The 13814-nt window shown below is 63.5% G+C and carries 15 protein-coding genes and 1 pseudogene; 5 read left to right on the forward strand and 11 right to left on the reverse strand.

Features of this window, described 5'->3' with window-relative positions:
* Positions 1-125: 125 nt before the first annotated feature.
* Positions 126-914 carry a L,D-transpeptidase family protein gene (locus tag C6558_RS04720; protein WP_107026873.1) on the forward strand — a complete coding sequence of 263 codons (789 nt, stop codon included), beginning with the start codon at positions 126-128 and terminating at the stop codon, positions 912-914.
* A 141-nt stretch (positions 915-1055) separates the two neighbouring features.
* Here C6558_RS04720 and C6558_RS04725 read toward each other — a convergent pair whose 3' ends face one another.
* The gene (locus C6558_RS04725; protein WP_025426256.1) at positions 1056-1532 is read right to left on the reverse strand and encodes a MarR family winged helix-turn-helix transcriptional regulator; all 477 of its coding nucleotides are present in this window, start codon (positions 1530-1532) and stop codon (positions 1056-1058) included.
* 117 nt (positions 1533-1649) lie between these two features.
* Between C6558_RS04725 and C6558_RS04730 the strand changes: the two genes are divergently transcribed.
* On the forward strand, positions 1650-2072 hold the full coding sequence (locus C6558_RS04730; protein WP_025426257.1) for an organic hydroperoxide resistance protein: 423 nt from the start codon (positions 1650-1652) through the stop codon (positions 2070-2072).
* Between the two features lie 223 nt (positions 2073-2295).
* Here C6558_RS04730 and C6558_RS04735 read toward each other — a convergent pair whose 3' ends face one another.
* Both C6558_RS04735 and C6558_RS04740 read right to left on the reverse strand, forming a co-directional pair.
* A complete protein-coding gene (locus tag C6558_RS04735) occupies positions 2296-2508 on the reverse strand; it encodes an alkylphosphonate utilization protein (RefSeq protein ID WP_025426258.1) in 213 nt (70 codons plus the stop codon).
* Between the two features lie 201 nt (positions 2509-2709).
* Entirely contained in the window at positions 2710-4272 is a 1563-nt protein-coding gene (locus C6558_RS04740) for a helicase HerA-like C-terminal domain-containing protein (RefSeq protein WP_025426259.1), read from the reverse strand.
* Between the two features lie 355 nt (positions 4273-4627).
* On the opposite strand from C6558_RS04740, the gene C6558_RS04745 reads away from it, so the two are divergent.
* The gene (locus C6558_RS04745) at positions 4628-5020 is read left to right on the forward strand and encodes a DUF2780 domain-containing protein (protein ID WP_053250731.1); all 393 of its coding nucleotides are present in this window, start codon (positions 4628-4630) and stop codon (positions 5018-5020) included.
* On the opposite strand, the gene C6558_RS39585 is transcribed toward C6558_RS04745, so the two are convergent.
* The 4 genes from C6558_RS39585 to wrbA all read right to left on the reverse strand — a co-directional run bounded on the left by C6558_RS39585 (position 5004) and on the right by wrbA (position 7544).
* A complete protein-coding gene (locus C6558_RS39585) occupies positions 5004-5429 on the reverse strand; it encodes an MBL fold metallo-hydrolase (RefSeq protein WP_128090419.1) in 426 nt (141 codons plus the stop codon). The two genes, C6558_RS04745 and C6558_RS39585, sit on opposite strands and share 17 nt — an antisense overlap.
* Positions 5430-5539: 110 nt before the next feature.
* Positions 5540-5719 carry a hypothetical protein gene (locus tag C6558_RS04750; RefSeq protein ID WP_025426261.1) on the reverse strand — a complete coding sequence of 60 codons (180 nt, stop codon included), beginning with the start codon at positions 5717-5719 and terminating at the stop codon, positions 5540-5542.
* Positions 5719-6912, reverse strand: a complete 1194-nt coding sequence (locus tag C6558_RS04755; protein ID WP_107026874.1) for a CynX/NimT family MFS transporter — start codon at positions 6910-6912, stop codon at positions 5719-5721. Before C6558_RS04755 ends, C6558_RS04750 begins: the two co-directional genes overlap by 1 nt.
* Positions 6912-7544 (reverse strand): NAD(P)H:quinone oxidoreductase, encoded by a 633-nt coding sequence (gene wrbA / locus C6558_RS04760; protein WP_025426263.1) that lies wholly within the window; start codon positions 7542-7544, stop codon positions 6912-6914. Before wrbA ends, C6558_RS04755 begins: the two co-directional genes overlap by 1 nt.
* A 130-nt stretch (positions 7545-7674) precedes the next feature.
* Between wrbA and C6558_RS04765 the strand changes: the two are divergent.
* Positions 7675-8582, forward strand: a pseudogene (locus C6558_RS04765) (LysR family transcriptional regulator).
* A 9-nt stretch (positions 8583-8591) separates the two neighbouring features.
* On the opposite strand, the gene C6558_RS04770 reads toward C6558_RS04765, so the two are convergent.
* The 3 genes from C6558_RS04770 to C6558_RS04780 all read right to left on the reverse strand — a co-directional run bounded on the left by C6558_RS04770 (position 8592) and on the right by C6558_RS04780 (position 11977).
* Positions 8592-9752 carry an MFS transporter gene (locus tag C6558_RS04770; RefSeq protein ID WP_025426264.1) on the reverse strand — a complete coding sequence of 387 codons (1161 nt, stop codon included), beginning with the start codon at positions 9750-9752 and terminating at the stop codon, positions 8592-8594.
* Between the two features lie 119 nt (positions 9753-9871).
* A complete protein-coding gene (locus tag C6558_RS04775; RefSeq protein WP_025426265.1) occupies positions 9872-10708 on the reverse strand; it encodes an aldo/keto reductase in 837 nt (278 codons plus the stop codon).
* An 87-nt stretch (positions 10709-10795) separates the two neighbouring features.
* Positions 10796-11977, reverse strand: coding sequence for an MFS transporter (locus tag C6558_RS04780; protein ID WP_025426266.1), 1182 nt, complete (start codon positions 11975-11977; stop codon positions 10796-10798).
* 139 nt (positions 11978-12116) lie between these two features.
* Here C6558_RS04780 and C6558_RS04785 point away from each other — a divergent pair, with 139 nt between their 5' ends.
* Entirely contained in the window at positions 12117-13010 is an 894-nt protein-coding gene (locus tag C6558_RS04785) for a LysR family transcriptional regulator (protein ID WP_025426267.1), read from the forward strand.
* A gap of 25 nt (positions 13011-13035) precedes the next feature.
* Here C6558_RS04785 and tam read toward each other — a convergent pair whose 3' ends face one another.
* Complete coding sequence (gene tam / locus C6558_RS04790; RefSeq protein WP_025426268.1) at positions 13036-13809, reverse strand: trans-aconitate 2-methyltransferase; 774 nt, start codon at positions 13807-13809, stop codon at positions 13036-13038.
* Positions 13810-13814 lie beyond the last annotated feature (5 nt).

A 13814-nucleotide genomic window follows, 5' to 3' on the forward strand; every position in this document is an offset into this window, starting at 1 on the left:
ACACAAGCCTCGTTCCAGCCGTAGATGCCAGCATTCTTAAATTGGGCGGGTCTGCGCGAATCGTTTCATTAATCAATTTCGTGCAGCACTCCAGTTCGTCGCGCACTCAAGCCTTTCAGAGTTCGATGTCCTCTTCAGTTATTTTCTCCCGTCGCCAGTTTCTCCGCACGTCCGGTATTGCGCTCGCCTCCGCGGGCCTTGCGAGCTGCACGTCTTCGATGAACACCGATCGCTTCCGCCAGGAAACTGCGCCGATCTTTCGCAATCCTGCTCTTGAAGGGCGTTGGGTCGATCCGCGTGCCGAGGTCATTCTGGAAGGCCCTGCCTATGGAGGTCCGTTGCCGACGGGCCTGCCGCCGCAGAGCGCCTATATCGGCGATATCTATGCCGCTGTCGACGATGGCGGCAATCAGATCCCGGCCGTGCCTTATCGCCAGATCGATGCACGCTTCTATCGCCAGGAGGTCAGCGATCCCTTCGGCGAGCGTCCGGGCACGATCGTCGTCGATACCGGTGACAGGTTCCTCTATCTGATCCAGCCGGGTGGCAGCGCATTGCGCTACGGAGTTGGTCTCGGTCGCGAGGGCTTTGCCTGGTCGGGCCGCGGCGTCATCCAGTGGAAGAAGAAGTGGCCACGCTGGACGCCGCCCGATTCGATGATCGCGCGCCAGCCGAAGCTGGCAAAGTATTCCGCCAGCAATGGCGGCATGGCACCTGGTATCGACAACCCGCTGGGCGCCCGCGCGCTCTACATCTTCCAGAACGGGCAGGACACGCTCTACCGCGTGCATGGCTCGCCCGAATGGCAGTCGATCGGCAAGGCCGTTTCGTCGGGTTGCGTGCGCATGCTCAATCAGGATGTCATAGATCTCTATGACCGCGTGCGAGGCAAGGCGCCGATCCTCGTCGTCTGAGCTGCGCTTACAGCGCCGCAGGTTGGATCAGTCCGGGCGTTCGACCTGCGCGCCCGGTTTCTGTGCTGCGCAAGATCGGCGCGACAGCCACGATCCCGGCACGTTTCTCAAGTTTTGAAATTTCGACGTTGCCGCCCGCGATCAGACTTCGCTCTCGCCGGAGGAGAGCCGTCGCGTCAGCTGATGTAGGGTTTCCCTGATTTCACGGGCTTCCTCCAGGCTGCAGCCCGACGCCTTGCCGATATCAGCGAGAATGCCGAAAGCCTCCGTCTTGAGGTCATGACCCTTCTCCGTCAGGCTGACGATCACCTGCCGTTCGTCGCCGGGATCGCGTTGCCGACCGACATAACCTGCCGCCTCTAGCCGTTTCAGCAGCGGGGACAACGTTCCCGAATCGAGCCCGATCTCTTCGCCGATACGCTTGACCGTCATTCCGTCCTGTTGCCAGAGCGCCAGCAGCACGAGATATTGCGGATAGGTGAGGCCAAAACGATCGAGGAGCGGCTTGTACGCGCGGTTGAAGGCATGCGCAGCGGAATAGACGGCGAAACAGAGCTGTTTACCGAGCGTCAGCGCTTCGTCCGGGAGCGTGTCGAATTGTGCCGCTTTGATCGTCATCTCAGCATTGTCGCAAATTTGGGCCGAAAATGCAATTTGCAAAATTAATTTGCGCACAATTTAATTTTGCAGTATGTAATTCTCATTCGACAACGAAACGCAAAGGAGACCCCGCCAATGCCCATTCTCTATCGTACCACTGCATCCGCAACCGGTGGCCGCGCCGGCCAGGCCAAGAGCGCCGATGGCGTTCTCGACGTTACGTTGACCGTGCCGAAGGAACTTGGCGGCGACGGCGCCCGCGGCACCAATCCCGAACAGCTCTTCGCTGCCGGCTATTCCGCCTGCTTCCTCGGCGCGCTCAAATTCGTCGCCGGCAAGGAGAAGGTAAAGCTTCCGGAAGACACCACCGTGACGGGCACGGTTGGCATCGGCCCGCGCGAAGACGGCACCGGCTTCGGCATCGACGCTGCACTCGAAATCACTTCGCCGGGCGTCGACAAGGCGGTTCTCGAAGATCTCGTCCAGAAGGCGCATATCGTTTGCCCCTACAGCCATGCGACCAAGGGCAATATCGACGTCACGCTGACGGTCGCCTAGAGCCTTTGCAGGAAAGTGCGAAGCGGTTTTCCGTCAGGAAATGCTTGGAAACAAAGAGGCCGAGCGTTTGCGGCTTCGTTTAAACCGGAAACGCTCTAAGCCTCTCGTTTCGCTAATAAACAATAAAGCCCGGCTCCCGCCGGGCTTTATTGTTTGTCTGCTCAGCTTCGCGCGTCATTGACGGCGAGGGCGCGCTACCCGTTTCCTGCCGCGCGCAGCAGCATCAGGCCTTCTTCAGGAATTCGGTGCGCAGCACGAGGCCCTTGATCTTCTCGACCCGGCACTCGACTTCGTCAGGATTGTCGGTGAGGCGAATGCCCTTGACCACCGTGCCGCGCTTCAGCGTCGTCGAGGTGCCCTTGACCTTCAGGTCCTTGATCAGGGTGACGTTGTCGCCGTCGTTGAGGATGGCGCCGTTCGAGTCTTTCACGTCCATGGGATGTCCTTTCAAGATGCAGGCACGCCCTGATCCGGCGGATCAGGGCGTGCAGAGATGGTCTATTCTATCGCCGCGGCGGACAGCGTCCGCGCCGTTGCGCTGCGGCGCTTCCGCTTTAGAGGAGCCGGGGAAACGCCCTCGCTCCTGCCTTTCCGTATCTCCTGACGGAAAACCGCTTCGCACTTTCCTGGAAATACTCTAGCGCCTGCTCAGGCTGCCAAGGATGCCGCGAACCAATGCGCGGCCAACCTGGGTTGCAACGGTGCGGGCAACCGATTTCATCGCCGCTTCCACCACGGTTTCGCGTTGATATCCGGAGGAGCGCGGACGGGCCTGCTTTCCGGCCGGGGCCGCAGACTCGTCGTCGCCGAAGCCCGGAAGCGTCCAGCGGCCACCGCCGGTATCGGCTTCCACCGGCGCCTGCTCGGCTTGCTGCTGCGCTTCCGCCACCTTCTTGGCGCGCGCCGTCAGCATTTCATAGGCCGAATCTCGGTCGAAATCTTCGTCGTACTGGCCACGGACGGGGCTGACATCCATGACCTTCTGCCGCTCTTCCGCCGTCAGCGGGCCGACACGCGATTGCGGCGGGCGCACCAGCGTGCGCTCCACCATCGACGGCGCGCCCCTGCCTTCGAGCGTCGAGACCAGCGCCTCGCCGGTGCCGAGATTGGTGATGACGGTGGCGCAGTCGAACTCCGGGTTCGGGCGGAAGGTGTCGGCGGCGGTCTTCACCGCCTTCTGGTCGCGCGGCGTATAGGCGCGCAGCGCATGCTGGACGCGGTTGCCAAGCTGGCCGAGGATCGTTTCCGGCACGTCGAGCGGGTTCTGCGTCACGAAATAGACGCCGACGCCCTTGGAGCGGATGAGGCGGACGACCTGTTCGACCCGCTCGGTCAGCACCTTCGGCGCATCGTTGAACAGCAGATGCGCCTCGTCGAAGAAGAACACCAGCTTCGGCTTCTCGGGATCGCCGACCTCAGGCAGCTCCTCGAACAGCTCGGACAAAAGCCACAGCAGGAAGGTCGCGTAGAGGCGCGGGTTCATCATCAGCTTGTCGGCGGCAAGCACCGAGATCGCGCCGCGCCCGTCATTGGTCGTGCGCATGATGTCGGTGATCTTCAGTGCCGGCTCGCCGAAGAAATGTTCGGCGCCCTGCTGTTCCAGGATTAGCAGTTCGCGCTGGATCGAGCCGACGGAGGCCTTGGAGATGAAGCCGAACTGGTTGGAAAGCTGGGTGGCGTTCTCGCCCATGTAGTTGAGCAGCGCCTGCAGATCCTTCAGATCGAGCAGCGGCAGGCCGCCCTGGTCGGCGATCTTGAAGGCGATGTTGAGCACGCCTTCCTGAGCGTCCGTCGCATTCATCAGCCTCGACAGGAGGAGTGGACCCATTTCCGACATGGTGGTGCGGACGCGGTGGCCCTTTTCCCCGTAGAGATCCCAGAAAATGACCGGGAATTCCTGGAACTCGTAGGGGTTGGTCGGCAGGCCGATCTGTTCGGCGCGCTTGAGGATGAAGTCTTTGGCCTCGCCGATCGCACCGATGCCCGAGAGGTCGCCCTTGACGTCGGCGCAGAACACCGGAACGCCGGCGTTGGAAAATCCTTCGGCGAGGATCTGCAGGGTAATGGTCTTGCCGGTGCCGGTGGCGCCGGTGATGAGCCCGTGGCGGTTGCCGAATTTCAGCTCGAGATATTCGCCTTTGTTGATCGTATCATCCGGCTTGCGGCTGGCGCCGATAAAGAGCTTGCCTTCTTCCACCATGTGGGCTTCATCTCCGTTTCATCAATGAAAGCGGGCGGTTCGCGGCATGTCTGCCGGGCCCGTCATCGAAATGTGGCTCGTTCCTGTTATAGGCGGTGCTGCTCCACCCGGCAACAAGGTGATTGCGGCGCGCAACCCGAAACCAGCGGAGCTGGTGGCGGCCGATCGGTCGCATTGCCAAGCGGTCACGACCGTGAAACGATTGCCCCGAGCCGCGGAATTGCGCCGCTACGCGATGCGCGGAGAGCTGCTTGAAAGCTGGTGGATTGCCCGGCATTCCATCCATCGTCGCTTGTTATTTCGGAAGCGATCATTTACCTTGACGTCAACGTCAAAATTCAACGAGGAGTTATCCATGAATGAACTGGTCACGCGCGTAGCGGAGAATGTCGGCCTAGAGCCTGCGACGGCTGAAAAGGCTGTCGGCATGATCCTCGGCTTCCTGCAGCGCGAAGCGGCTGACGGTCCGGTCGCCCAGATGATCGAATCGATCCCGGGCGCAACCGACCTGATCGCACAGTACAACGGCGAAGGCACGGGCGGCGGCGGTCTGCTCGGCGGCCTGATGTCGGCGATCGGCGGCGGCGGTGTCATGGCGCTCGGCCAGCAGCTGATGAGCCAGGGCCTCGGCATGGGCGAGATCACCTCGCTCGCCAAGGAAACCATTGCTTTCGCCAAGGAAAAGGCTGGCGCCGATGTCGTCGACGAAGTTGTCGCCTCGGTCCCGGGCCTCAGCCAGTTCGTCTGATCTCTTTCGGCTCTGCTTGAAGAAAACCCACCGGCGCCAGCGCCGGTGGGTTTTTTGTTGTCTTGGTGTCGTACCCTCGATCGACGATAGAGCGTTTCGGGTTTGGACGAAGTCGCAGAAACGCTCTATCTCTTTGTTTTTTACGGATTTCCTGACGGAAAATCGCTTCGCACTTTTCCTGGAAATGCTCTAACCATCGGCACCGTGCTTCAGCCGCCGCGTCATCGCATCGATCTGGCGTTCCGTTTCCCGTACCTCGGTCTGATGAAGCGGCAGTCCCTTTGCCAGGCTCGGCACGACGCTGGCCATCGTCCCAGAGAAAGCAGGCCGAGCCCGCCGTATGCCCAGGTGTGGGGATCACTTCAAAATCCGCGGAAGGCAGTTCGCGATCAGCAAAACCACCGGCCATTCGGCAATGTGCCCGGATCTGCCGGCGTTCCAGGGTCCAAACAGCGGTGCGCCGAGGTGGTCTGAGGCCCAATCGCAGGAGGGCATCGCCTGGTGATGGTGGTTGATGTGCTACCGTGCGATCGCGCCCACCGAAACGAGGCCTTCGGCCTCTTCGGCCAATTGCCGCGAGGCGCAGACGAGCAGGGTGCCAGCATCGCGACGAAGTACGAAGGCGCGACCGGTGAAATTGGGGGCGAAGCTGAGCCGTTCCGCCCCGGCGCCGTAGAGGGTGTCGAACAGATGCTCCATCACGCTTTCTTCTGTTCCTTAACAGGAAGGGCGCGATCAAGAGTTGTCGCCAGCAGGATGCAGGCGAGTGCGCCGATGCCGATGAAGGCCGCACCGGAAGTCCAGCCGTAAACTTCGATCGCGGTTCCGACAGCAACAGGTCCGATGAGCTGCCCGAGATTGCTGCCTTGCATCAAGAGGCCCATCGCCATCGGTGCGGGCGCCGGGCTTGGCGACAGCATCGGTACGGTCGATATCAAGGTCGCAGGGATCAGTCCGCCAATCGCCGAAAATAGCACGCATGATGTAAACGTCAGCAAGTCACCCGACTGCGAAAGGAAGATCCAGAGGCCGGCAGCGCCCATCAGCGTGGCTGCAGTGATAACCAGACGACCGCGGCCGACGCCGCGGGACAGCATGTGGCCGGCGGCAAGATTGCCGATGACGTTGGAAAGCGTGATGAGGGCACTGAGCACCCCAGCCGTTCCAAGCGCGACGAGCAGGATCGGCAGGAAGCTGGACAGGGTGAACGTCATAAGGCTGTAGAGGGCGAAAAGGGCGAAGAGCAGCACCGGCCCTCGGCTTTTCACCGTTGCGATCACGTCCGCGTGGAAGCCGCCAGCGGATGGGCGGGGCCTGCTCTGCGAGGGCGATATCGCTGCAATGATCGTCAACAGGCTGAGGAGCGCGACGAGGCCGTTGATCCACCAGATTGCCTGCCAGGAGGCAAACAGAGGACCCGTGAGCATCGCGATTGCCATGCCCGCCGGCATGAAGCAGCTCCAGACCGCAAAGACCAGATCACGCCGCCCGGAGCCGACAATGCGCATGAGGATCGCCGGACCGGCAACGACGACGAGCAGGAAACCGAACCCCTCGAAGATGCGGGACAGGATGAGCAGCGTGAAGTTCTGGCTCGCGGCACCGGTGATGATGCCGAGCAGGAGGATGCCCATGCCGACGCCGAGCATGCGCCGGTCGCCGATGGCCGCGACCATGGCTCCGGCCGGCATGCCGCCGACAACGCCGACGATCGCAAAGACGGAGGTAAGCCAGCCGAGTGCGGTCAGGTCGAGCCCGAGATCGGCCTGCAGCAGGGGGCCGGCGATCAGCCCCTTGCCCACCTGCATTGCGGCGACCATGCCGGCGGCAACGACCGCCGTTACTGCGGTCCAGCTGGTCCTTTCCGGGACGAAAGCGACGACCGTCGACATCAGGCCACCTCCGCCACACGCGCCCGGCCGGCGACCAGCGCCCGCGCCAGTTCGGCGACGTGGCGGCCCTGGAAGCGTGCACCCTCCAGATCGTTGGTGCTTGGCTGCCGGTCGCCGCCATTGCCGTCGTCGGCGAGCGTCGAGGCGCCATAGGGCGAGCCGCCGCTGATCTCATCCATGCGCATCTGGCCCTTGAAGCTGTAGGGCAGACCGGCGATCACCATGCCGAGATGCAGCAGCACCGTGTGTGTTGCCAGGATCGTCGACTCCTGGCCGCCGTGCTGGCTGCCGGTCGAGGTGAAGACGCTGCCGATTTTTCCCACCAGCGCATCCCTGGCCCAGATGCCGCCCGCCTGATCGAGGAAGTTCTTCATCTGCGCGGCCATGTTACCGAACCGCGTCGGCGTGCCGATGATGATCGCGTCATAATCGGGCAGTTCGGCAACGCTTGCGGCGGGTGCGTCCTGGTCGCGCTTGTAGCCGGCATTGATGGCGACGGCTTCCGGTACGATCTCCGGCACCCGTTTCACCGCAACGCTGGCGCCTGCGGCCCGTGCGCCTTCCGCAACGGCTGCGGCCATGGTCTCGATGTGACCGTAGGAGGAGTAGTAAAGCACGAGGATCTTTGTCATTTCCGGTTCCCTTGTTGCGCTTGCTTCGGTCTGCGGAGCGTTCGCGGCCGCTGATGTCAGGCAGGATGGGTGCTTTCATCGATCTGAAAAAGTGATATAAAATGCATCAAACTGATCTATGGAATCGATCATGATTGACGCCTTGACCCTGGACCAGATGCGGACTTTCGTGGTGGTTGCCGAAAGCGGCAGTTTTCGCTCCGGCGCTGCCGGCTGTCCCGCGTCCAGTCTGCCGTCAGCCACGCCATCGCCAATCTCGAGGCCGGGCTCGGGGTTTCCTTGTTCGATCGCTCCGGCCACCGGCCGGTGCTGACACCCGAAGGCCAGGCTCTGCTTGCCAATGCGCGCGATATCCTGTTGCGCGTCGATGCCATGCGTGCCCGCGCCCGCGGCCTCGGCGAGGGCATCGAGCTGGAACTGTCGCTGATCGTCGATACGCTGTTTCCGATTGTGACCGTCGGCGCTGCACTGAAGGAAATGCGGGTGGCCTTTCCCTCGGTTGCCATCAGGCTTTCGGTTTCGCCGCTCGGCGGCCCGCTCGATGGCCTGATCGAGCGACGCTTCACGCTCGGGATCATGGTGGGTGAAGATTTTCGCGATCCGGCGATCGGCCGGCAGGCGCTGACGGACGTCCAGCTGATCGCGGTGGTGGCCGCGCAGCATCCGCTGGGTCTGAACGCCGTCAACGGCGTGCTCGGCAGCCCGGAGCTCGCCGACCATCTGCAGATCGTCCAGTCGGATCCCTCGCAGCGATCGGAGGGGCGCGACTTCGGCGTGCTTTCGCCGCAGACCTGCCGAGTCAGCAACCAGGATACCAAACATGCGATGATCCTGGCGGGGCTCGGCTGGGGGCGGTTGCCGCTGTGGCAGGTGGAGCGCGATCTCGCCGAGGGCCGGCTCGTTCGCTTGCCTACGGCCTCGCTCGGCCGCAACAGCCAGGTCGCCGCCGAGGCCTATCTCGTGCACCGGATCGACGAGCCGCTCGGGCCGGCGGCGCGTGTTTTTGGCGACGCGCTTACCCGACTTTGTCGGCGCTGACGGCCGCGCCTATCTCCTGCCGGCGACGGCGAATATCAGCGTGAACATGACCAGTACCATGCCGACCCCGAGCGGACCGGCAGTGGGATTGATCAGCGCCATGAGAAAGCCGGTGGCGCCCGATCCGGCCGCGCTGCCGGCAGCATAGGCCAGCGAAAAGGCGGCACTGCCAGCCACCAGCATGCTGCCGCGATATTGCTCGCCGAGCATGGTCAGCGCTGCCGTGTAGAGGGCGAAGCTGGCAGCGCCGATCAGCGCGAACAGCGCCAGCAAGAGCGGTGCCGACGTCACCAACGGAATGGCGAGATAGCCGGTTGCCGCCACCGCGGCTGCAGTAATCGCCACCCGCCGACGCGGCAACTTGTCGAGCAAGACACCAATGAAGGGCTGCGCCAGTGCCGTCGGCACCGCAAGCACCGTCACGCTCAACGCCGCGAAGGCCTGACTGTGGCCGGACTTGACGAAATAGACCGGCATCGCCGAGATCGCCGCAATATCGGCAAAGCCGAACATCAGCACCATCAGGATCAGGGTCGGCGCGTGCCGGAAGAACGCGAACAGATCGCGCGTCGAAGATGGCTCCGGCCGCGTCCGCGCGCCCATCGTCAGAAGGCCGGTGAGGAAGGCGACGAGCGCGATATAGATCGCCAGCAACGCAAAGCCGAGCCCGCCGCTGGTGCCGAGAAGCGGGATCGCCAGCGGCCCGGCGGCAAAGCCGCCGCACATGCCGGCGCCGTAGAGGCCGGATACCCGGCCGCGCAGCCGGTCCGGGCAGGCGGTGTTGAGCCAGGCTTCGCCCAGCATGAAGACCATACTGACGAAGAAGCCGAGCGCGAAGCGGGCGATGAACCAGACCGGAAGCGAGGAGGTGGACGCAAGTGTTGCGAGGCAGAGGGAACAGCCGCAGAGGCTGGCGATGATCAGCTTGTCTGCGGAGGCAAGTCGCGTCAGATGCCCGAGCAGCAGGGTCGCCGCGGCAAGGCCGGCGGCAAAGCCCATGGCATTGAGACCGATCGTGGCGGCCGAGACGCCGCGGCCTTCCAGCGACAGCGAAATCAAGGGATAGGTGAGCCCTTGCGCGACGGAAAAGGCGGTAACGCCAAGCACGACGGCGATGATGGCCGGCCAATCCGGAGCGATGTCGCCCACCTCAACGGTTTTCGACGTCATCGGCCCCTCCCATCGACAGTGCGTCCCCTGGGGAGATCGGCATCGATCTCCCCAGGGGATCTGCATAGATCATCCGCCGCCGGTTTGGAACTCGACCGGCGGCGGATCGGCAACTATTGTCAGGCGGCCTTGTCCCACACCGGCGACAGACCCTCGGGGCTGACGATGCGGCCGTCCGGACGGGCGAGGCCATGGATCGCCGCCATCTCGCCGTCACCAAGCGCGAAGTCGAAGATGTCGAAGTTTTCCTTCAGGCGCTCGATCGTTGCTGTCTTCGACAGGGTGATGACATCCTTCTGCTGCACCAGCCAGCGCAGCGTCACCTGCGCCGCGGTCTTGCCGTGGCGCGCACCGATGTCCTTCAGCAGCGGATCGTTCGGGATCTTGCCGTTGGCCATGGCGTAGTAGGCTGTGATCGACATGCCGTGCTTGCGGGCCGTGGCGAGCACCTTCGTCTGGTCGAGATAGGGATGGTATTCCACCTGGTTGGTGGCAACAGGCGCGTCGCTGAGTTTCACCGCCTCTTCCATCTGGGCGGTGTTGAAGTTGCTGACGCCGATGTGGCGGACCTTGCCGGCCTTGTGCACTTCATTCAGTGCGCCGATGCGCTCGGCCATCGGCACGTCGCTACCACCCGGCCAATGCAGGAGAAGCAGGTCGACGTGATCCGTCTTGAGCTTCATCAGGCTCTCGTCGACAGAGGCGAGAAAATCGCGATGGGCATATTTGTCGACCCAGACCTTGGTGGTGAGGAAGATATCGGCGCGGGCGATACCCGATTTGTGGATGGCTTCGCCGACTTCAGCCTCGTTGCCGTAGATCTGGGCGGTATCGACGTGGTGGAAGCCGAGCTTCAGCGCTTCCGGCAGCACGCGCAGCACGTCGGCACCGGGCATGCGAAAGGTGCCGAAGCCGAGCGCCGGGATGTTGGCGCCGTTGGAATTGACCGAATGCATGTGGGAACTCCTTGTTTTTGCAGAACGCCCGGCCATCGGCCGGGCGGGAAAGAGGCGAGGGTATAGGTGGGCCAGTTGGCCGCTTGGTCAAGCCGGCTGGGCGACTGTTTCTGCCTTGCGATCGAGTGCGCCGCTCAGAAGCGTCAGCAGCAGCGCGCCAACGACCAGAACGGAACCGACGACCGGCGTCATGCCGAGGCCAAGCGACGAGGCAACGATGACGCCGCCAAGCCAGGCGCCGATGGCGATACCGAGGTTGAAGGCGGCAATGTTGAGCGCCGAGGCGACGTCGACAGCGCCGGGCCGATGCTGCTTGGCAAGCTGCACGACGTAGAGCTGCAGGCCGGGCACGGTGGCGAACGACAGGAAGCCGAGGCTTGCCAGTGTCACCAGCGTCAGGACTTGCGACGTGGCCGTGAAGGTGAAGAGCACAAGGACGACGGCTTGAGCAAGGAAGAGGCCAACCAGCGCCTTCACCGGATCGCGGTTGGCGATCTTGCCGCCGGCGATGTTGCCGATCGCGATCGCGACGCCGTAGAGCACCAGGATCAGGCTGACGGCGCCTTCGGAAAAGCCGGTGATTTCCTGCAGGATCGGCGCCAGGAAGGTGAAGGCGACGAAGGTACCGCCATAGCCGAGCGCGGTCATGGCGAAGACGATCAGCAGCCGACCAGAGCCGAGAACGCGCACCTGGTCGATCAACCTTGCCGGCGGCGCCTTGGTCAGCGTGTTTGGCAGCAGCGTGGCGATGGCGGCAAGCGCTATGACTCCAAGCCCGGTGACAGCCCAGAATGTGGCGCGCCAGCCGAAGGTCTGGCCGATCCAGGTGCCGAGCGGCACGCCGGTGACGATGGCGACCGTCAGGCCCATGAACATCATGGCAATCGCCGAGGCACGGCGATCCTCGGGCACGAGGTCGGCGGCAATGGTCGAGCCGACGGAGAAGAAGACGCCGTGGGCGAAGGCGGAAATCACGCGGGCAATGAGCAGAGGCTCGTAGCTCGGCGCCAGTGCCGCCGCGGCGTTGCCGATGATGAACAGCGCCATCAGTCCGACCAGCAGCGGCTTGCGCTCGATCCGGCCGGTGAGCGCCGTCAGGATCGGTGCGCCGAAGGTGACGCCGAGCGCGTAGACGCTGACGATGAGGCCGGCAAGCGGCAGGGTGATGTTGAGATCGTCGGCAACCGTCGGCAGCAGGCCGACGATGACGAACTCGGTGGTTCCGATCGCATAGGCCGCGATCGTCAATGCGAAGAGTGCAATGGGCATGACAAGACCTTTTCCCGTCCGGCTGGGAGGACCGGGCGTTTTGGTGTTGATGTGTTCGACGGGAATATGAGGGTGGAGAGCTTGCGCGATAATCCGTATAATCGGATAAACGGCTGTGAACTGAATTCATAGGTGAGTGATGGACAACCGCGCCGGTGAAATGGAGGTCTTCGTCGCCGTCTGCGAAACGCGCAGCTTTTCTGCCGCCGGCCGGCGGCTGAGGCTATCGCCATCTGCGGTCAGCAAGCTGGTCACCCGGATCGAGGATCGGCTGGGCACGCGCCTGCTGGTGCGCTCGACCCGGTCCCTGCAATTAACGCCGGAGGGTGAAGTCTACCTGCAACGCGCCCAACGCATTCTGACCGAGATCGCCGAGACCGAGCAACTGGTTGCGGCCGGCGGCCGGCTCTCTCCCCGCGGGCTTCTGCGCATCAACGCATCGGTCGGCTTCGGCGAGCGCTACATCCTGCCGCTCGCGCCGGAATTTCTCGAACGTTATCCGGAGGTGCGCCTCGATCTGACCCTGACGGACAGCCTGATCGACGTGGTCGGCGAACGGGCCGACGTGGCGATCCGCACTGGCCCCTTGCGCGATTCGTCGCTGAAGGCGCGCAAGCTGATGGAGAGCCGGCCGGTGGTGATCGCGTCACCGGCCTATCTGGCCAGACACGGCGTGCCGCAGACGCCTGCCGACCTGGAAAATCACAATTGCATTCGCTTCAACTTCCGCCGCAGCGTCGACGAGTGGGCCTTCCGTGCCCCCGGCCAAACTTCGGCCGAGCTTCTGTCGGTCTTCGGAAATCTGCAGGTCTCGAGCGGCGCGATCGTCCAGCAGCTTTGTCTCGCCGGTGTCGGCATCGGCCGTATCGGCCGCTTCCACGCTGAGCCGGACTTGGCCGCGGGACGGCTGGTTGCGTTGCTGGAGGATTATCGGCCGGACGAGATCGAAACGGTCTACGCCGTCTATGCCGGCCATGAACATCTCGCGGCCCGCATCCGCGCCTTCATCGACTTCCTGGCCGAACGGATCTGATGCATGGCCCGCGGGATGGTGTGTCTTAGTCGGCCTTGACGGCGACGACGAAGAACCTGGGAAAGCGCAACAGCACCCGGCCGTCGCTCATCGCCGGATAGGCGTCACGGATCCGGTCGGTATAGGCTGCAGCAAAGGCGTCGCGTCGCTCAGGCGGCAGCGCATCGAGATAGGGGCGCAGGCCCGTGCCCTTGACCCATTCGACGATCGCTTTGGTGTTCGCCAGCCGGTGATAGTAGATCGTGTGCCAGACCTCGATATGGGGCGCATGGCGCGACAGACGCTCGACATAGACAGTCGGTGCCGGCAACGCATTGCGGCGGATCGTCCGGCCCTCGAAGGCATCGGCGAAGTCGGCGCTGCGGGCCGTTTCTTCCATCAGCAGATGGGTCGGTTGGTCGATATTGTCGGGCATCTGCACCGCCAGCGTACCGCCGGGCGCAAGCGAAGCGGTCAGCCGTTCCAGCACGTCGAGGTGATCGGGCAGCCACTGGAAGACGGCATTGGCGAAGAATAGCGACGCGCCCTTCGGCGGCACCCAGGTCGCCAGGTCAGCCTTCTCGAAGGTCAGGCCCGGCAACCGCTTGGCGGCGGCCAGCAGCATGTTTTCGTCGCTGTCGAGGCCGGAAAGGGAGGCGTCCGCAAATCGCTGGTGGATCAGTTCGGTCGAATTTCCCGGGCCGCAGCCAAGATCGAAGGCAGGACCGGAGGGCAGGTCCGGAACCTGCGCCAGCAGATCGCGTGCCGGCCGCGTGCGTTCGTCTTCGAATTTCAGGTATTGCGACGCCGACCAAGCCATTGAGA

It is taken from the genome of Ensifer sp. NM-2, assembly GCF_003024455.1.
GTDB classification, from domain to species: domain Bacteria; phylum Pseudomonadota; class Alphaproteobacteria; order Rhizobiales; family Rhizobiaceae; genus Ensifer; species Ensifer canadensis.